The organism is Paenibacillus intestini (assembly GCF_030803945.1).
Classification (GTDB): domain Bacteria; phylum Bacillota; class Bacilli; order Paenibacillales; family Paenibacillaceae; genus Paenibacillus; species Paenibacillus polysaccharolyticus.
Genome location: NZ_JAURUN010000002.1, coordinates 292213 through 311464 on the forward strand (window position 1 = coordinate 292213; position 19252 = coordinate 311464).

Annotated in this window: 18 protein-coding genes; all 18 read right to left on the reverse strand. The window is 45.9% G+C overall.

What is annotated here, in order from left to right:
* Positions 1 to 17: 17 nt before the first annotated feature.
* The 18 genes from pgsA to dpsA all read right to left on the reverse strand — a co-directional run bounded on the left by pgsA (position 18) and on the right by dpsA (position 19075).
* Positions 18 to 605, reverse strand: coding sequence for a CDP-diacylglycerol--glycerol-3-phosphate 3-phosphatidyltransferase (pgsA, locus tag J2T16_RS06510; protein ID WP_090923811.1), 588 nt, complete (start codon positions 603 to 605; stop codon positions 18 to 20).
* 317 nt (positions 606 to 922) lie between these two features.
* Positions 923 to 1414, reverse strand: a complete 492-nt coding sequence (locus tag J2T16_RS06515) for a YajQ family cyclic di-GMP-binding protein (protein ID WP_090923812.1) — start codon at positions 1412 to 1414, stop codon at positions 923 to 925.
* 149 nt (positions 1415 to 1563) lie between these two features.
* A complete protein-coding gene (locus J2T16_RS06520; protein ID WP_167375816.1) occupies positions 1564 to 1728 on the reverse strand; it encodes a hypothetical protein in 165 nt (54 codons plus the stop codon).
* 73 nt (positions 1729 to 1801) lie between these two features.
* Entirely contained in the window at positions 1802 to 2884 is a 1083-nt protein-coding gene (locus tag J2T16_RS06525; protein ID WP_154886337.1) for a helix-turn-helix domain-containing protein, read from the reverse strand.
* Between the two features lie 66 nt (positions 2885 to 2950).
* Positions 2951 to 3718 (reverse strand): DUF3388 domain-containing protein, encoded by a 768-nt coding sequence (locus tag J2T16_RS06530; protein WP_090923944.1) that lies wholly within the window; start codon positions 3716 to 3718, stop codon positions 2951 to 2953.
* Between the two features lie 197 nt (positions 3719 to 3915).
* Positions 3916 to 4179: a DUF3243 domain-containing protein gene (locus J2T16_RS06535; protein ID WP_090923814.1), complete on the reverse strand. Its 264-nt coding sequence runs from the start codon at positions 4177 to 4179 to the stop codon at positions 3916 to 3918.
* A 141-nt stretch (positions 4180 to 4320) separates the two neighbouring features.
* Positions 4321 to 5052 (reverse strand): elongation factor P 5-aminopentanone reductase, encoded by a 732-nt coding sequence (ymfI, locus tag J2T16_RS06540; protein WP_090923945.1) that lies wholly within the window; start codon positions 5050 to 5052, stop codon positions 4321 to 4323.
* A 91-nt stretch (positions 5053 to 5143) separates the two neighbouring features.
* Complete coding sequence (gene yfmH, locus J2T16_RS06545) at positions 5144 to 6424, reverse strand: EF-P 5-aminopentanol modification-associated protein YfmH (RefSeq protein ID WP_339838053.1); 1281 nt, start codon at positions 6422 to 6424, stop codon at positions 5144 to 5146.
* A 2-nt stretch (positions 6425 to 6426) separates the two neighbouring features.
* A complete protein-coding gene (gene yfmF / locus J2T16_RS06550; RefSeq protein WP_221790523.1) occupies positions 6427 to 7710 on the reverse strand; it encodes an EF-P 5-aminopentanol modification-associated protein YfmF in 1284 nt (427 codons plus the stop codon).
* A gap of 126 nt (positions 7711 to 7836) precedes the next feature.
* Positions 7837 to 8670 carry a spore cortex-lytic enzyme gene (gene sleB / locus J2T16_RS06555; RefSeq protein WP_090923817.1) on the reverse strand — a complete coding sequence of 278 codons (834 nt, stop codon included), beginning with the start codon at positions 8668 to 8670 and terminating at the stop codon, positions 7837 to 7839.
* A 179-nt stretch (positions 8671 to 8849) separates the two neighbouring features.
* The gene (locus J2T16_RS06560) at positions 8850 to 11633 is read right to left on the reverse strand and encodes an FtsK/SpoIIIE family DNA translocase (RefSeq protein ID WP_336122383.1); all 2784 of its coding nucleotides are present in this window, start codon (positions 11631 to 11633) and stop codon (positions 8850 to 8852) included.
* Positions 11634 to 11723: 90 nt separating this feature from the next.
* Positions 11724 to 11954 carry a YlzJ-like family protein gene (locus J2T16_RS06565; RefSeq protein ID WP_090923819.1) on the reverse strand — a complete coding sequence of 77 codons (231 nt, stop codon included), beginning with the start codon at positions 11952 to 11954 and terminating at the stop codon, positions 11724 to 11726.
* Positions 11951 to 12715, reverse strand: a complete 765-nt coding sequence (locus J2T16_RS06570; protein ID WP_339839376.1) for a ClpP family protease — start codon at positions 12713 to 12715, stop codon at positions 11951 to 11953. Before J2T16_RS06570 ends, J2T16_RS06565 begins: the two co-directional genes overlap by 4 nt.
* Before the next feature lie 258 nt (positions 12716 to 12973).
* Positions 12974 to 14623, reverse strand: coding sequence for a ribonuclease J (locus J2T16_RS06575; protein ID WP_373323207.1), 1650 nt, complete (start codon positions 14621 to 14623; stop codon positions 12974 to 12976).
* A 512-nt stretch (positions 14624 to 15135) separates the two neighbouring features.
* Positions 15136 to 16014, reverse strand: a complete 879-nt coding sequence (gene dapA / locus J2T16_RS06580; RefSeq protein ID WP_339838048.1) for a 4-hydroxy-tetrahydrodipicolinate synthase — start codon at positions 16012 to 16014, stop codon at positions 15136 to 15138.
* Between the two features lie 47 nt (positions 16015 to 16061).
* Positions 16062 to 17279: an aspartate kinase gene (dapG, locus tag J2T16_RS06585; RefSeq protein WP_499017988.1), complete on the reverse strand. Its 1218-nt coding sequence runs from the start codon at positions 17277 to 17279 to the stop codon at positions 16062 to 16064.
* A gap of 303 nt (positions 17280 to 17582) precedes the next feature.
* Positions 17583 to 18179, reverse strand: coding sequence for a dipicolinate synthase subunit B (locus tag J2T16_RS06590; protein ID WP_123064494.1), 597 nt, complete (start codon positions 18177 to 18179; stop codon positions 17583 to 17585).
* Positions 18176 to 19075, reverse strand: coding sequence for a dipicolinate synthase subunit DpsA (gene dpsA / locus J2T16_RS06595; protein WP_090923824.1), 900 nt, complete (start codon positions 19073 to 19075; stop codon positions 18176 to 18178). The genes J2T16_RS06590 and dpsA overlap by 4 nt, the downstream gene beginning before the upstream one ends.
* Positions 19076 to 19252 lie beyond the last annotated feature (177 nt).

Here is a 19252-nt window from a genome sequence, read left to right on the forward strand (position 1 = left end):
CGATTCAGCTTAAATCATTACGCTTTTGATAAATGAAGCAAGTTTTTGTTTTTGATAAAGTAGTCAATTCCAGACCAGATGGTGATCAGAGCCGCTACATATACCGCAATTTCATCGACATGAATACCCGTGTATGAGAAGGGGAAATTGTTCAGCAGTAGCAAAACAATGGCTACAATCTGTACTACTGTTTTCAGTTTACCCCAAGCACTCGCAGCTACAACCGAACCGTCCAACAAGGCGATCTGACGTAGGCCGGTCACGGCAAATTCACGGCTGATAATAACGACTGCAATCCATGAATCCAGCTTACCCATTTGAACCAATGAAATCAAAACAGCGGTAACCAGAAGCTTGTCTGCCAGAGGATCAAGCAGTTTGCCCAGATTGGTGACCATATTGTTTTTCCTTGCAAGATAGCCGTCTATTCCATCCGTGCTTGCAGCAACGATAAAAATAAAAGCAGCAATTAACTGATTATACGGAAGCGTAAAGCTCCCGAGATGTAACGGCTCTGGATAAAACGGAAAATCCACGAGCAGAAACACCATCAAAAAAGGGATTAAGCAAATTCGTGCAAGCGTAATCCGGTTGGGTAAATTCACAAGACGCCCTCCCTTTGTATCCTCCATTACTTCAAACAATCATCTTACATTCCGTATTCATCATCTGAAGCAAGAAATGAACGATTGAAACGTCGACTTATATTTACATAAAAGCCTATGTAGAAACGCAAAAAATAAAGTCTACCGCTCAAACGCAAAACTGCTTTTAAACGCTCCGGTGACTTCCAGAAGTGTACTGCTTTTCACAAAGTCAGCTAACGATGAAGACTGGACTTGATGCATGACTGCCAGCAATGCACATTCAGTATAATATACGTACCAATACAGTGTCAAAAAGACATTTCTGTACAAGAATTTTATTTAAAATTAGTATATTGCAGATCCAGTGGCAAGTTAGCTCCATTAAGAAGTTGCATAACGGCTTGCAGATCATTTTTGCTCTTACCTGTCACCCGAAGCTGGTCTCCCTGAATCTGACTCTTCACCTTCAGTTTGGAATCACGGATGAGGATATTGATTTTTTTAGCCACATCTTGATCAATGCCCTGCTTGAAATTCAAACGCTGGCGAACAGTACCGGAAGAAGCTGGCTCCACTTTCCCGTAATCCATATTTTTCAGCGGAAGCCCACGCTTTGCCATTTTGGATTGTAAAACTTCAATAACCGCTTTTAATTTGGTCTCATCATCAGACACAATCGTAAGAGCATCCTTATCCAGTTTCAAGCTACTTTTACTGCCCTTGAAATCATAACGAGCACCAATTTCTTTTTCCGTTTGCGTAACGGCATTGGTCAATTCTTGCAAGTCCATTTTGGACACAATATCAAATGAATTTTCTGAACTCAAACCAAGTCACCCTTTCAATTAATCATATGTTCTGTAACATTATAGAGTAAACTTCAAGCAAAAGTCTAATTTTAGTCATGTTTACTCATAGAAAAAAGCATTTTTGGAGTACCATTCGGTCACCAAAAATGCTTGCTGGTCGAGCTACCTTAATACCGGCTACGGTTAGGCTGTCTGAACATATCGAGCACACCGAGCACGATATGCGCAAGTCCAAAGCCCAATATTCCGTAACCCCAGGCATTTGGAGTCAGGTAATAACCCAGGAGGCTGACAATGATCCCTAAACCGGTTACGATCCAGCTGACTGTCACGGCCTTCCACCTCACTTCACCATAAGTTAACTGCAATTGAAGACAAGATTATTGTCCCCTGCAGTTAGCCAGGTTATTCGCTGCTGGAGCTTCCGCCTTCCGAGGAACCACTGGTCGTTGTGCCTGTCATGCCTTCAGTTCCCGTGGAAGTAGCCGCGCTATCTGTATCCAGTTTAAGACGAATGCGGTTGGTTGCTTTGCCGTCCGTTACGACTTGACCGCCAACATCAATTGTTGTTGCCGCCGCATAACCGGATTTAATGTACATGCCAGCGCTGTCCAATGTAAATGTGAACGTGTCACCGTCAGCAGTATTGCCATACTCGAGTTTCTCACCGCTTGAATTCTCACCTTTATACACTTCAAGCCAACTATGACCTGTCGCCTTGATCGTCACGGTTACAGGCTGACCCGTGCTTCCGCTAACTTTGAAGTTTGTAATATTGCCTGATTTTCCATCTTCAGAAACAGTAACAGAACCAGGTGTGGTTGGTGGTGTTCCCTCTGGGGTCTCACCTGTTTGGCCATCCGTTTGTCCATCGGTTTGTCCATCGGTTTGACCTTTATTTTCTCCGTCGGTCTGACCATTCGTTTCATTACCGCCGCCGTTTCCGCCAGCATCACCTTTACCGGCATCATTCGATCCCGAATCGGTTGCAGGCGGAGTTGCAGTTTGCCCGTTATCGGATGGTTGATCAGGTTTGTCATTAGCAGGTTTTTGACTGTCCGTAATCTTTGTATCATCCAGCCCTTGTGGATTGGTGTCATCGCCCTTGTTGTTTGCCATATACAGATACAAGAGCACGATAATCAGAATAGGGAAAGTCCACATCAGAGCAACAGACATCCAGCGGTTGCTCCGCTCCGCCGGCCGGCTGGAGCGCTTCTGGATTACCGGCTCCATCGTTGCTTCCGCCGTTTCCGCAGGTACGTCCTTTTTGTGTCCTTCCAGCAGCTCATCGGCATTAAGTCCCACCGTTTCCGCATAGGTTTTTATAAATGCACGCACATAGAAGCTGCCGGGTAACACTTTATAATCCCCTGCTTCTATAGCCTCCAAATACCTCTTGCGAATTTTTGTCATTTCCTGTACATCGTCGAGACTCATCCCTTTTTGCAGCCGGGCCTCTCTTAACTGCTGACCCAGTTCAGACATGCCATCTCCTCCTTATGTTTAACTCTTCAGTTGTTGCTGATCTATTCCATGATTCCGTACGGAGCTTTACAGTTCGTCGGTATAGCTTGCCGTAAACGTATCATAAATAATTTCTTCGTTAGGATTATTACGCAATTCAATAATAATATCAAAATCATTATAATCATATTCGGATTCCTGCACAAAAATATCCGGATGCTCAATCACTTTCGTACTAGGCATCGACATGATATCCTGCAAAAGATTATAGTGCCGCTCACTGGAGCGAATCGTACTGACAATCCCATCGATAATAAATACATTATTCGGGTTTAACTCGTCTTCTGACATCTGGCTACGTATCGTTTGGCGAAGAAGGGTAGAAGATACAAAAGTCCAACGCTTCATGGCACATACACTGCCTGCGATGATTGACTCTGTTTTACCAACTCGCGGCATACCCCGCAAGCCGATGACCTGATTGCCTTCTCTTTTAAATACTTCACCCAAAAAATCAACGAGTAACCCAAGTTCGTCCCGAGTAAAACGAAATGTCTTGCGATCATCTGAATCCCGGTCAATGTACCTACCGTGACGTACAGCCAGAATATCCACCAATTTAGGTTGACGCAATGCAGATACCGTAATGCTGTTGACTTTACCAAGCATCTCTCCCAGCAGACGAATCTTTTCGTCATCATCTGACTCGAGCAACATGCCCCGTGTTTTGCCTTCAACACCGTTGATGGTCAATATATTGACTTCAAGCATCCCTAGCATGGAGGCGATATCCCCCAAAAGACCAGGTCTGTTCTTATGTATTTTATATTCCATATACCATTGTTTAGTTTCCATGTATACACCCCGTAATGCATTATTCCACATTATTCGACAACATCCGAACGTGTCCATTGGACGCTATTTCGGGTCATCTTCTAAAAATGGGTCACGTTAATGATATATAAAATGAAAATGAATTACAAGAACAGCTCTGTAATCCGTTTGTAATCATTAGAGAAAAGCCCCCTTGCGGGAGCTCTTCATCTCTAGTCTTATGCGTTTTGTTTGGCCAATTTGACCATCAGGCACGCAATCGTACGACGCTCATCCGCATCGCCGACATCCCATAGTTCCTTCAATGCTCGGTTGGAATGGTTCGCCGGGTCAACTTTCTCATCCAGAAAGTCGCCGATCTCGTATGCCAGTTTGTTGATGGTTTCTTCACTCATCCCCATCCTCTCAGCTTGCAGTACGCGATCACCCAGGAACTTCTTCCATGTGTCGAAGTTAGAAACCACTGTTTTGTCTGTTGACATGATAAATCCTCCTTGGCTGACGCATGAGATTTAAAATCAACAGTTGTAATATGTGCTTTCGGGACATTTTATATACGAGCATTTAAAATTAAAATCAAGCTGTAAGTTCACAATCCACTGACTTGCAACTTGAACACGGCATTAAGTCAGCCAGCCCCCATTCGGACTGATAATCTGTCCATTGATATATCCCGACTCAGGTAGCGCGAGAAAATAAACCAGTGACGAAATTTCGTCCGGCTGCGCCAGTCGCCCCGCAGGAATCTCCTCTTCCAACATCTTCAACTCACTCTGATCCAGATGGTCTAACATCGTGGTCTGAACAGCCCCTGGGGCAACGGCATTCACCGTAACGCCGGAGGGAGCAAGCTCTTTAGCAAGTGCCTTCGTGAAGGCATTTACCCCGCCCTTGGTTGTGGAATACAACACCTCACAAGATGCACCAGATAGCCCCCATATGGATGACACATTAATAATTCTACCGTATCTTTGGGAGATCATATGTGGCATCATCTCTTGTGTACATAGAAAAGTACCTTTCAGATTAATTGCCATCACTTCATCCCATATTTCCTCTGTCACATCCGCTAGCAAACCATAGTGAGATATACCAGCGTTATTCACAAGAATATCCGGCAACAACTCGTGAGCAGCCAATTTTTCCCGCATACGCTGAATCTGTTCCCTGCTGCGAAGATCAGCTGAAACCGTCATGATACGTCCATTTCCTCGCTCCATACAACGTCTTGCCGCTTCATTGGCTGCTTCATGCGATTTCATGTAGTGCAACACAACATTCATACCTACACTGGCAAACCGCTCTGCAATTGCAGCTCCTATGCCTCCGCTTGCCCCGGTAACCAGAACAGTCATTTCCCCTATAGCTTTCACAATGTGTTCCCCCCATAACTTTCACTCTCAATCTGGTGAACCCTTCGATCGCTGTCCCTTTCCCTCTCCATGGTTAAGGACTAACAACGAGTGATACAGCGAGCTGATCCCAACGAATATGCTCTTTCAATCTTTGATTCACATCTTGAAGTGTAATCGTTTCATACAATGAAATCATATTGAAAAAATCACCGCCACGGAAATGCTGCCGTGTGAATTCATTCGCAATGTTTTCTGGTGAATTGAGCATGCGCAAATAACCGCCAATTTTCTTTTTGCGCGCACGTTCAAAATCGGAAGCATCGAATCCTTTTTGCATAATCGCTTCGACTTCTTGGCGTATCCGTTTCAACAATTGATCCGGGTCTTTCGTATCCCCACCGACTGCAGAGAAGGCATATTGTGGTGAACTGATATAGTCATGTCCAAAACTATCCGAGATCAGATCTTCATCATAAAGCTTCTGAAACAGACGTGTGCTGGAACCAAACAACAGATCCATCATCAGCTGCGAGGTCGTGTCCCGGCGCAAAAGTGGCTCTCCTGTAAGTCCAACATCCGTTTCTTTGAATCCAAACAAACATTTCGGCAGAGAAACGGATAATTTGACCTCTCGTCTGGCCTCCCCCACCTGCTCTGGCTCTGGTTCAAAGAAACGGTAAATCGGGCCCTGCGGCTCGAAATTTTTCTGCTCCTGATTGGAACGAACCATGCTAATGACCTGCTCAGGATCAACACCGCCGACAACAAACAAGAGCATGTTACTTGGGTGATAAAATGTGTTATAACACGTATACAACGTTTCTTTGGTGATCGTGTTAATGGATTGGACCGTGCCCGCAATATCAATATGCACCGGATGTTTTTGATACATTGCTTCAATCAACCCGAAATAAACACGCCAGTCCGGATTATCGGCATACATATTAATTTCTTGTTCGATGATGCCTTTTTCCTTATTGACGTTCTGATCAGTAAAGTACGGATTTTGCACAAAATCAACTAATGTTTGTATATTTTCGTTCATATTTTCGGTTGCCGAAAACAAATAAACGGTCTGATCAAAACTTGTGAAAGCGTTCGCAGAAGCACCGTGAGAAGCAAATGTTGCAAAAATATCACCCGTTGGCTCCTCAAACATTTTGTGTTCCAGAAAATGAGCAATACCGTCGGGCACCTTTACCTCGGCTTGCCCTTCCACCTGAAAGTGATTGTCCACTGACCCGTATTTGGTCGCAAAGGTGGCATATGTTTTCTGAAAACCCGGTTTAGGCAAAACATAGACATGCAGTCCACTCGCCATTACTTCGTAATATAATGTCTCCTGCAAATGTTCATACCGAATGCTCTCCACGACTATTCCTCCTTCTCGTCCCGCAAGAAATAAATCGTATCCAGACGGAACTGCTCTGCGGCCTCACGAACATCCTGCTTGGTAATCTGCTCGATTTGTGCAAGTAGCTCTTCAGACGTTCTTTCCTTACCAGACAACTGACGGTTAAAATCGTAAGCAATCATCTCAAAAGCAGCATCCTGCATTTCTTTTAACAGATTACGGATCATCGCTTTCGTCTGGGACATCTCCAGATCTGTGATATGGCCAAGTTTCATTTCCTCAAGTTGCTGCTTGATGATGGTCACTGCTTTTTCATAATTGGGAATTTCAATCCCGGATTGAACAGTAGCAATGCCTTTGTGCCCGTCGTATCTGGAAGAAGCATAATAGGCGAGGCTTTCTTTTTCACGAACATTGACAAACAGCTTCGAATGCGGGTATCCACCCAGAATACCGTTATACATTAGCGCTGATGCGTATTTATCGTCTGCATAGGTAATGGAAGTGCGAAGCCCCAGGTTCAGCTTGCCCTGCCCAATGTTCAGCCGTTCAATGACCGTATTTGGCTCCTCATCCCCACGCACCGACTTCTGAGCCTGATAGTCAGAGGAAGTCTTGCGTTCAAGGTTAAAATGACGCTCTACCAGTTCCTCCACTTCTTCCAGAGTTGTATCCCCGACCACATACAAGTCCATACTGGCTTCTTTTAGCCAGTTTTCATAAGTAGCTGTTAATTCAGGAGGTTCAATGGCTGGCAGTGCTTTTCGTTCACCCAAGGGATGAAGCCGGTAAGGTTCATGCTTGCACATTTCTTCGATACACCGTTCAGCTGCATAACGCATTTTATCGTTCACAATCGACTCCAGCTTTTTACGAACCGTCTCGCGTTCTGCCTGTACATACGACGTTTTGAAGTGTCCATTTTCCCTCGCGGGCTTGGTCAATACTTCTCCAAGAAACGCAAACGAACGATCCAGAAGTTGCTGCTCCCCACCTCCGACAAACGAATCATTAATGGTGTCCATACGAAACTGCACAATCTGATAATCACCGCGTTTATAGACGTCAAAACCAAATCCTGCTCCATACAAGTGCTCCAATTGCTCTCGAAACTGCGTTGTTTCCGGATACGACTCCGTCCCTCTTCTTAAAACAAACGGTGTCAGTGCCACGGGAGTAACGGTGTCCTCGCGTAGCGGAACTCCAGCATACAGTGAGATAGCGAACGTCTTGAAACGTTTGGTTGGAAGCACATGGATACGTAGCTGTTTACGGCTACCTCGTTCAAATGCTACGGTATTCAAATGTCAAAACCCCTTTACGGCGTCATTTAGATAACATTTCCTCAAGCTTAAACGTAACCACCATTTTAAACCATCCAAAAGCCAAGAAGCAACCGAAGTCATGCCTTCTGGTTGCTTCCCGCCCGATTACATGCAGAATATATGCTGCCCAATCGTTTTCACCTGCGGACGAGTCCATATCCATTTGGATGTGGCTGTCTTCGGGTTAAAATAATACAAACATCCACCGGAAGGGTCCCACCCGTTCAATGCCTGTTCTACAGCTTTTTTCGCCTGTGCATTGGGCTCCAGATAAATCTGTCCATCTGCTACGGCTGTAAAGGCTCCCGGTTGAAAGATGACCCCAGAAGGCGTAGATGGAAAACTTGTTGAGTTTACGCGATTCAGAATAACAGCGGCTACGGCTACCTGACCTTCAAACGGTTCTCCTCGCGCTTCGCCATATACGGCATTCGCCATAATTTTAAGCTCGTTCTCGGAGAGTCCGAGCGCATTGGCAGAACCCATATTGTCCTTCTCATTACTTGAAGGTTCTCCACCTCCGCCTGTGTCTCCGCCAGATGCTCCTTCTTTGTGCAAAGGAGGCTCGGTAGGGGACCATTTGGTGCTGGCGTTATACAGCTTTAGCTTCGTTTTGGCTCCAACCACGCCATCTGCCTTCATGCCAAATTCAGATTGAAACCATTTCACTGATTTTAGCGTGCTACTGCCGAAATTACTATCGATTTTGCCATTGTAAAAACCGAGATACTTCAATCGTCCCTGAAGCTCGTAGACATCCTGACCGTAACTGCCATATTTCACGGTATTGTTACTGAAGGTCGGCACTGCTTTTTCCTCTACTGGAGGGTTGTTCTGAGCAGCACTTTGAGGTGCTGTATGCTCAGGAAGCAAATAACGGATTCCAAGCGCGGTTATCAGCAAAATAGCAGTGAAAAGCCATAGGTTCATTTTTCGCATAGACTATGCTCTACCTTTCTCTTGTGGGATTTAACAGAATCGCTACCGTTATTATGACAAGCAGTGTTGTTTCCTATGCACCAAACGATCCGAACTCTGGATCAAATGGCAAAACCTCAAAAGCTGTGAAACAGCAAAAAACCTTCAACCATAACGGTTGAAGGTTTTCTAATGCTTCGCTATGAGCTTATTTTGTTCTGTTGATACTGTTCCAGCGAAACAAGGACTTCGCGCGGTTTGCTGCCTTCATATGGCCCAATCACACCTCTGGCTTCCATCGAGTCAATCAAACGCGCTGCACGCGTATAACCTACCCGCATTCGACGTTGTAAGAGTGACACCGAAGCCTGCTTCGCTTCCAGAATGATCTGTACAGCCTGTTCGTATAGCTCATCCTGTACTTCTTCCGTTGCTTGATTGGAATCATCTACCTCAGGTACAAGGGATTCATCATACTGCGCTTCACCTTGACCTCGGACATAATTCACAATATTTTCAACTTCCTCATCGCTCATAAACGCACCCTGAACACGAATTGGCTTGGAAGCACCCATTGGCATGAACAGCATATCGCCCCGACCTAACAGTTTCTCCGCTCCGCCCATATCCAGGATCGTCCGTGAATCGACTTGTGAGGATACGCCAAATGCAATCCGTGAAGGAATATTGGCTTTGATTACCCCTGTAATAACATCAACGGAAGGACGCTGCGTCGCAATGATCAGGTGAATGCCGGCTGCACGAGCCATCTGCGCAAGACGCGCAATCGCATCCTCTACATCTCCAGCAGCTACCATCATCAAATCAGCGAGCTCGTCCACAATAACCACAATGTAAGGCAGTACCGCCGCCGGATTATCTTTCATCAGATTGTTATATCCCTCAACGTTACGTGTACCTGATTTGGAGAACAACTCATACCTTTTCTCCATCTCGACTACGATCTTTTTGAGCGCAAGCGACGCTCTTTTCGGATCGGTCACAACGGGTGCCATCAGATGCGGAATTCCGTTATAAACATTCAACTCAACCATTTTGGGGTCAACCATTAGAAACTTGACCTCATCCGGCTTTGCTTTATACAAAATGCTGGTAATAATGCCGTTGATACATACCGACTTTCCTGATCCGGTAGCACCAGCCACTAACAAGTGGGGCATACGAGCCAAGTTGCCAATGATCGTCTGACCTGATATATCACGTCCAAATGCGATCGTTACTTTGGATTCAGCATCCTGGAACGTGGCTGTTTCCATCACTTCACGCATGGTCACAACGGATACCTCGCCATTCGGAACTTCAATGCCAATTGCCGATTTTCCTGGAATTGGTGCCTCCATCCGAATATCCTTCGCAGCCAGAGCTAGAGCGATATCATCGGTAAGACTGACGATCCGGCTAACCTTGACCCCGATATCTGGCTGAATTTCATACCTTGTGACCGCTGGACCTCGGACAACCTCCAGAACTTTGGCACGTACACCGAAACTTTCTAGCGTCGCTTCCAGCTTGCGTGCTGTCTGCATATAATCCTTCTGGTCTGCGCCTTTTCCATTATTATTAGGCTTGGACAAAAGACGGAATGAAGGAAGCTTGTATGGTTTCGGCGGTGGTGGTGGCGGTACGACCGGTTGCGCATTCTCTCCTGTCACACCATCCTGCTCCGTTCCTGAGTTCAACGTTTCACTCGGTCCGTCTGCTCCATCCGTTATCTCTTGCTCAAGATCGGCTTGAAGCTTGTCTGTTGCGTCATGCGCATCAGTCCACTCAGCTTCTACCAGTTCATCTGTAAATTTAATATCCGCTTTGTCTACCTGATCCAGAGTACTGTCGTTATGATTCAGATCGTCCGGAAACGGATATGCATCATCCAGATCATCATCTTTGTCAGAGCCATCTGATCTGACATGTTCAAAGAAGTCACGAATGATCGGTGCCGAATCTGCCTTGGTCTGCGTTACTGATGCTCTTGCACCAACAGCTGCTACAACAGAACCTTTGATCACAAGTGACTCAGGCTCCCCAGACCATGCCTCGGTTGGCAACTCCTGCCCAGCACGATAAACGACCTGTTCCGATTCAAGCACATCTGTTTGCGATGATTCATCAGCCTGCTTCGTCGACGACTGACGATCCGCCCCCCATTTTCCAAACAACTGGAAGAATATCGGTGCCTTACGTTTGGGCAGCTGTCCTTCTTGGGAGTCGGGAGAATCATATTCGTCATCCTCTTCCTCATCATCAACGGGTACAGTTGCGAGTTTACGTGCGTTGTTTTTCTTAATCCCCGCCACACTGGAAGCGGAACGTTTTGCTGGTCTGGATTCCAGCTTTTTGTACATCGAGCTGCCAGCATCCCAAATCTTTGTTCGGAATATGCGTATCAAATCAACATAGGACAATCCCGTAACAAGCATAAAGCTAATCACAAACATGACGATCATGATCAATCTTGCGCCTAGACTGCCAAATAACCACAAAAATAAAGCAAACTGTCCTGCACCAAGATACCCGCCGCTAATATCCTTACCCAGCATGGAATCCCGTTCTCCAGAGGCAGCAGGTGTCAATAGTTCAATTTGCATATCATTATGTACCTGGGTCAGCACCGCACCTGGTTCAAGTGCGTCAACCGGAAGCAGCTTCTGATGCATGGCGGATATGGTGCTCATCAAGGTTAACGCAAAGACGAGCAGTACCAAACCAGTCTTGCGTGTAGTCCAGCCACTCGGCCACTTCCGATGAATCATCACCATCAAACCGTAATATATGCCCACAAGCGGAATCGCAAAATAAAACTTGCCAAGCATCAGTCCAAACATCTTGGAAAGCGAGCGTCCCACTGTAGCTTCACCCGATAGTGCTATAACTGCCAGCGTGATTAGCACAATGCCATAAATTTCATATTTTAAGACGCCACTAAATCCGGCACCCTTTTTTTTCCTCTTTTTTCTTCTGGCCAAAATCAGGTCACCCCCAGAAGAATATTATACCATACAAATATATTCCGTACATATGTTCTTTTTCTGCACCATTTGTCTGAATTCGTCGCGTTATGTTGGACTTGTGTTACCCGAAAGCGGAACGGTTGCGCCCGGCAGATTGGACGGGTCCAGATACGCTTCAAGTGGGCAGTCAAGTAAACGCACAATAACAGCCTCGGTGTCGTTTACCGGTCTGACCTGCATTAATAAACCATTCATTCGAATCTCTTTCGTATCCCCCGCCTCTGTCCACATGCCTGACCATAGTTGCTCTGGAGGCATCACAGTATACATTGTCATTGCGTGTATCCTCCCGCCTGCATCGACTGTCTTTTATCTCCCATAAGCTTGTTCAATTGTGCAATGGCTTGACCAATACCACCAACAGCATCCATCAAACCGTACTTCACTGCGTCCGCACTTCCTACCGCTGTTCCAATATCCCGATTCAATTCTCCTGTCTTGAACATCAATTCTTTGAACATGTCTTCGGAAATGTTAGAGTGCGAAGTTACAAACCGTACAACACGTTCCTGCATCTTCTCCATGTATTCAAACGTCTGGGGTACACCTATGACAAGTCCGTTCATACGTATCGGGTGAATCGTCATTGTGGCACTTCCCGCAATAAGCGAGTACGTGGAAGCAACTGCAATAGGTACACCAATACTATGCCCTCCTCCAATGACAACGGTCACCGTTGGTTTGCTCAAAGAGGCAATCATCTCAGCAATAGCAAGTCCAGCCTCCACATCGCCACCTACCGTATTGAGAATAATCAAAATGCCTTCAATCTTCGGATTTTGTTCTGCCGCTACCAGCTGCGGGATAATATGCTCATACTTGGTTGTTTTGTTCTGTGGGGGTAAAATCAAATGTCCCTCTACCTGACCGATAATGGTCATACAGAAAATATTAGATTCACTGGCTGGTGACTGTGTTTGCCCGAACTGCTGAATGGATTCTGTGACTGGAGAAAGTTGCTTCTCCTCCTGCACCGGAATATCTGGAGCTTCGGCCTCCGACTGATTGGATTTTGGCATTCGTTTGTTGTTATTCATCTGCTCATTCATAAAATGCTGTCTCCTTCTCCTGAAAAATATAATTGTTGTCTTTTCCTTAGTATGGGGAATCTGTCAACGACCTTATACTTTCCCTGAACAAACATTTCCATCAATCCGTCTTTGAAATTTTTGCTCCCCTCTCATACTCCCTTTTAAAAACACAAAAAAGCCCCTTCTCTACGAGGAACCGTCCAATATTACTCGTAGAGAAGGGGCGACTGTGTGCCTGATTATATGTTTTTCATTAAACTTATTTTAAACTTCCATAATGATTGGCAAAATCATCGGTCTACGACGCGTTTGCTCATACAGGAAACGTCCCAAAGCATCTTTAACATTTGTTTTAAGTGATGCCCACTCGTTTACATTTTCACTCATCAGCTTCTGCAAAGTACTGCTTACAATGCGATTAGCCTCATCCAGCAGTCCTTCTGATTCACGTACATACACGAATCCGCGGGAGATAATATCCGGACCAGAGACGATTTTACCATCCTGCTTGCTGAGTGTTACCACGACAACCAGAATACCATCCTGCGACAGCAACTTACGATCACGCAATACGATGTTACCAACATCACCTACACCCAGACCATCAATCAACACGTTACCTGCAGTTACTTTACCTGCTTTACGTGCAGCTCCGCCTTGAATCTCGACAACTTCACCGATATCCGTAATGAAAATATTGTCCGGGTCGATGCCTACAGATTCAGCGAGAACCGCGTGACGACGTTGCATCCGGAATTCACCGTGAATTGGCAGGAAGTATTTCGGTTTCATCAGGTTGAGCATAAGCTTCAATTCTTCCTGACTTCCGTGACCAGATACGTGAACGCCACTGTTAGCACCGCTGTAATGTACGTTAGCTCCCAAACGGAACAGTTCGTCAATTGTACGGCCTACATACTTTTCGTTTCCTGGTACTGGTGTTGCCGCAATGATAACAGTATCTCCAGGAAGGATGTCCACTTTACGATGCGTAGAACGCGCCATACGTGTCAATGCGGACATTGGCTCACCTTGGCTACCTGTGCAAAGGATAACTACACGATCTGCAGCCATTTTGCCAACTTCTTCCGGCTCAATGATCATTCCGTCTGGAATTTCCAGATAACCTAAATCCGAAGCAATCCCCACCACATTTACCATGCTACGTCCGATCACTGCAACTTTTCGTCCAGTAACCTCTGCTGCATTGATAACCTGTTGAATACGGTGCACGTTGGAAGCAAACGTTGCGACAACGACACGTTGGCTAGCTTTGCGGAAAATATCTTCCAGCACAATGCCTACGTTTTTCTCAGATGGAGTGAATCCAGGTTTCTCCGCATTGGTACTGTCAGAGAGCAACGCAAGTACGCCGTTGGTTCCGATCTGTGCCATACGTTGAAGATCTGCATACTGACCATTCACTGGCGTATGATCAAATTTAAAGTCTCCCGTGTGAACAACTGCGCCTTCCGGCGTTTCTACACATACCCCGACGGAATCCGGAATACTATGGTTAGTAGCAAAGAATGATGCTTTCAGCGTTGTTCCCAGTTCGAGCTCTGAATCTGCGTTGATGAGGATACGTTTCGTCTCACCAAGCAAATTAGCTTCTTTCAGTTTGTTCTCGACAAGACCAAGTGTAAGTCTTGTTCCGTAAACAGGAACATTCAAGTGTTTGAGGACATATGGCAAACCGCCGATGTGATCCTCATGTCCGTGAGTTAAAATAATGCCGCGTACTTTATCACGGTTCTCAGTCAAGTACGAAATGTCAGGGATGACAATATCAATACCAAGCATATCTTCTTCAGGGAATTTAAGACCAGCGTCTACGACTACAATGTCGTTCGCGTATTGGATAACATACATATTTTTACCAATCTCGCCTACGCCGCCCAATGCAAAAATCATCAGCTTCTCGTTATTATTATTTTTCTTAGACAAATGAATCTGAACCTCCTATGGTAGTTGGACGTCGTACCTTATTATTTATTGTAAGTTAAGAAAAGTAGTTCAAACATCACACCCCTAAGAATTAGGGATGAATGCAAAAGAACACCTTTATTCACGATATCTGGAAGAAGTTCTTCGAAGTTATACCCCATCACCAACAGGTTGGATCCGAATTTCCCCTCTTAGCCGTTCCTTCCTTTTTCACCGCAAAGCCACACCAACGAAACGATGTCGCTTTCAATTTCAAAAAAATACCGCACCCAGTCACTTGACATCATTATACATGATTAAAAACAGAAAAAACAAGTCACTCTCTCGTTAACCTGTAGGTTTCCCTTCCTGCAAAAAAAGAAACCTTACATCGCTCGTCAAAAAAAGAACCGCTGCCTCAACTTGAGAGGTGCGGTTCTTTCGTTAAACAAAGCGCTCATGCTTATCATTAATAAACGTCTAAAGAATCCAACTTTTATTTACAATTGAAGCAGATTTTTAATGTAATCCTGCTCCTCCGTAGTAGGCGGAATCAAAGGCAGACGTACTGAACCTACGTTCAGTCCACGTAAAGTTAATGCATATTTTACCGCTACCGGATTAGGCAAAGGCTGTGGGCACTCAAACAGCCCTTTGAAGAGCGGGAAGAGCTTCTGATGAATGCGTCTCGCCTGTAGAGGGTCGCCGCCATAAAAGGCATCGATCATATTTTTCATCTCCGCACCTACGACATGACTCGCCACGCTAACAATACCGTGAGCACCGACTGCAATAGCAGGCAGACCTGCTGCGTCATCCCCTGTATAGACTCTGAAATGGTCAGGCGCACCCGCTGCTATTAAAGTCACCTGCTCCATGGATGCACATTCCTTCGTCGCCACAATATTCGGGATTTGTGCCAGTCGCAATGTGGTTGCGGCAGACAGGTTTGCGACAGTACGTCCAGGTACATTGTACAGCATCACTGGCAACGTCGTTGCAGCAGCAATCGCTTCAAAATGTCTAAACATACCTTCTTGGCTAGGTTTGTTGTAGTACGGTACAACTAATAATACCCCGTCTACCCCGACACGTTCAGCTTCCTCTGTCAGATGGATAGAATGCGCTGTATTGTAGCTACCCGTCCCGGCTATAATCTTGCACCTTCCAGCCGCATGTTTCACTGCAAATTCGAATAATTGAACTTTCTCTGTATCACTAAGTGTTGGCGACTCCCCTGTTGTACCAGAAATCACGAGAGTCTCCGACTTTTGATCAACGATCAGATAATCGATGAGACGTGCCGTTTCCTCCCAATGTATCTCTCCTTGTGCATTGAACGGAGTGACCATTGCTGTAATCAATCTTCCAAAGTCCAATTCGATTCCTCCCTCAAAACAAGTCTGGGTCCGCTAACATGGGTGAGTTACAAGTGAAGTTCGAATGAGGTATGAAGTGCCCTCAAGGCCTGAACCATATCTTCTTTTTTGACAAGCACCCAGATCGTCGTGTTGGAATCCGCTGATTGCAAAATCTGAATGTCTGCGAGCGTCAGTGACTCCACAATGCGGGCCATAATTCCAGGCACACCGTTAATTCCTCCGCCAATAACAGATACTTTGGCACAGCCGGACAGACTTTGAGGCTTTAGACCGATCTCCTGCAATACGCGTATAGCCTTCTCTGAATCACTATCAAATACGGTATAGACGACTCCCGAGGGGGTAACATTAATAAAATCAACGCTAATTGAATTTTCAGCCATCGTTTTGAAAACTTTTAATTGCAGTCGATCCGTCCCACCAGGCACATCCACCGTAATTTGCGTAACATTGCTCACATAAGCAATACCGGTTACATAGCGGTCAATAATGCCTGTCTGTACATCCTGAAACCCTTCCGGATGGGTAACAAGCGTACCTTCTGTATCGGCAAAAGTAGATCTTACCCGCACAGGAATTTGCGATTGCATCGCAATCTCGACGGCACGCGGATGAATAACCTTTGCCCCATGATGAGCCATGTTACAGATTTCTGCATAGCTTACTACGGTTAGTGGACGAGCATCTTCAACAATCCGAGGGTCAGCCGTTAATATCCCGTTAACGTCCGTGTAGATGTCCACCATCTCAGCTTGTAGTGCTGCACCCAGAGCTGTAGCGGATGTATCACTGCCTCCGCGTCCGAGTGTGGTAAAATCGCCTTTTTCCGTTTGTCCCTGGAATCCAGTTACAATGACAACACGACCAAGTTGAAGCTGTTCCAGCACACGAACAGGACGGACATCCAATATCCGGGCATTCCCGAAATTGTCGTCCGTCACAAAACCCGCTTGTGCGCCGGTCAGCACTGAAGTTGGAATGCCTTCATGTTCAAGCAAGCTGCTGAGCGTTGTTGCAGAAATAATTTCACCACAGCACAGCAGTAAATCTTTTTCCCGAGCAGATAGAGCATTTCCGTTCTGTGCAGCCCAGTCCAAAAGTGTATCCGTAGCATACGGCTCACCGCGGCGGCCCATAGCTGAAACCACAATAACGAGGTTAAAACCCGCTTCGAGCTCACGTTTAACATGCCGGAGCACATGCTCTCTCGCTTGCACTGTAGAGAGCGATGTACCTCCAAATTTTTGTACCATAATACGCATCTTTATTCCTCCATTTGTGTACGCAAGAAGACTGGACACGGGTCAAATCAACAAATGCATAACCCTTGGGAGCGTTCCGATGCGATAATCTCAGCAATGTATACGGCATGTATGACATGTATATCAAATACATCTCTCCTGCTTGCTGCATGAAGATCATATGCAAGCAGGAATGCCCTTATGAACAGGAACGTGTTTAGAGGTAGCTGTATAGACCAGCTATCGTCCCCCATGATTTTCTTTGTCTCTCGTACCCTTCTTCATTTCTCCAAGCGCATTGCCGTTATTGCCCTAATGCCATCCTTAAGCCTGTGGAGCACGCTCCACAATCATCGGTTGCAATTGCTTTCCTTCTAGTGCACTCCAGCAAGCCTCCGGGATAAGTTCCATTTTGGCAACTAACGAGTTTGGTTTTTTCATTGGATCATCTTGACCAAACGGTACAAAATATACATATTTGGCCACTAATAATTTAGCTATATTTGCTGCATTCAAACCAAGTCCATCATTCGTCGATATCGCCAGCACAAGCGGACGCTGATTACGCATCTGCGCTTTTGCAGCCATAAGCACCGGACTATCCGTCATCGCGTTCGCCAGCTTGCTTGTGGTATTCCCCGTACATGGAGCAATGACCAGCACATCAAGCAGCTTAGAGGGCCCTAAAGGCTCCGCCTCAACAATTGTAGAGATGATATCATTACCCGTTATATCTTTCAATTGTTTTTGCCAATTCTGCGCTGTACCGAAACGTGTATCCGTCGTCAGTACCGAGTTCGAAATAATCGGAACGACATTCGCGCCTTCGGATACAAAGCGGCTAATGACTGGCATAACCTCTTCAAACGTACAATGAGACCCCGTAATTGCGTAACCTACCGTTTTACCCTGCCAGTTCATGATTTAACCTCCCGTGCGTTCTGTTCTTCCAAAAGCAAACGGATTAACGCGTCGGCAATAATGCCGCCAGCCGTTTTGGGAGCAACAATGCCGGGGAGGCCTGGTGCGAGCAGTGCCTTGATGCCACGTTTGTCGGCATATCTGAAATCGCAGCCGCCAGGGGCGGATGCAAGGTCAATAATAACCGCTTTTTGAGGCATTCTGGACAGGATTTGTGCTGTGATTATCATAGTCGGTATCGTATTAAAAAGCAAGTCAACTTCCCCGGTTTGAGCGGCCAAATCCGTTGTCATGAAAGGCTTCCAGCCCATGATTGTTGCTCTGGCAACATCCTCATTCCGCCGAATTCCCACTCGTACATTAGCTCCAAGTCCCTGCAATGTTTTGGCTAGCGTAAACCCTGTTCGACCGATGCCAAGCACGATGCATTCAGACCCGTGAATCGTAAAATCCGTTTCTTTAATTGCAATGGCGATGGCTCCCTCCGCTGTCGGAATAGAGTTGTATAGTGCGATATCATCACGATCAAGCACTTCCACAAGCCGAAGGCCATTCTCCTCGCAAAGTTCACGCAAAAACGGCTTTGCCATACCAGTAAATACGGTGCAATGCTCCGGCAGGGCGGCCATATGTTCCTTTTTCAGAACAATCGGTTCACCACTAAACGAAGAGCTCACTTTTCCTTGATCATCACAGCTCACAACAGGCAGTACCAGTACATCTGCAGAAGCAAATACTTCATCCTTGAGTTCGCGGTGCTCAATGCCCGGAATCACTTGCTCCAGTTGATCGAAGCCTACTACACTTACCGTCGCATCGAGCTCGGCGCATTTTTGAATGACTTCAAGTTGCCTTGCATCTCCGCCAAGAACGACTATCCGGACTCCGGTCAGCATCGGGACGTCACTCCTTTCACCACATGTATGCCTTATCGTATGCAGTGGCCTACAGGGGGGTGAAACAATAAAGGAATGAAATCCTTGTTCAACATAAAAAGCCGCCCTGTAAAGGACGGCTGGGAAAAACACGATATTATTATAGTTATCCAACTATATATTTGAAAAAAAGAAATC

What these genes read in the sequence shown, in the direction of transcription:
- dapG (WP_499017988.1), bottom strand. Translation starts at nt 17,279, where the DNA reads ATGCGTATTATGGTACAAAAATTTGGAGGTACATCGCTCTCTACAGTG.
- J2T16_RS06570 (WP_339839376.1), bottom strand. Translation starts at nt 12,715, where the DNA reads ATGAATAACAACAAACGAATGCCAAAATCCAATCAGTCGGAGGCCGAA.
- sleB (WP_090923817.1), bottom strand. Translation starts at nt 8,670, where the DNA reads ATGCGAAAAATGAACCTATGGCTTTTCACTGCTATTTTGCTGATAACC.
- J2T16_RS06575 (WP_373323207.1), bottom strand. Translation starts at nt 14,623, where the DNA reads ATGATTTTTGCATTGGGCGGCGTAGGCGAGATTGGTAAAAATATGTAT.
- ymfI (WP_090923945.1), bottom strand. Translation starts at nt 5,052, where the DNA reads ATGACTGTTCTGGTTACCGGGGCAAGCGGAGGCATAGGAGCTGCAATT.
- J2T16_RS06565 (WP_090923819.1), bottom strand. Translation starts at nt 11,954, where the DNA reads ATGACAATGTATACTGTGATGCCTCCAGAGCAACTATGGTCAGGCATG.
- dpsA (WP_090923824.1), bottom strand. Translation starts at nt 19,075, where the DNA reads ATGCTGACCGGAGTCCGGATAGTCGTTCTTGGCGGAGATGCAAGGCAA.
- J2T16_RS06535 (WP_090923814.1), bottom strand. Translation starts at nt 4,179, where the DNA reads ATGTCAACAGACAAAACAGTGGTTTCTAACTTCGACACATGGAAGAAG.
- J2T16_RS06530 (WP_090923944.1), bottom strand. Translation starts at nt 3,718, where the DNA reads ATGGAAACTAAACAATGGTATATGGAATATAAAATACATAAGAACAGA.
- J2T16_RS06525 (WP_154886337.1), bottom strand. Translation starts at nt 2,884, where the DNA reads ATGTCTGAACTGGGTCAGCAGTTAAGAGAGGCCCGGCTGCAAAAAGGG.
- J2T16_RS06590 (WP_123064494.1), bottom strand. Translation starts at nt 18,179, where the DNA reads ATGAACTGGCAGGGTAAAACGGTAGGTTACGCAATTACGGGGTCTCAT.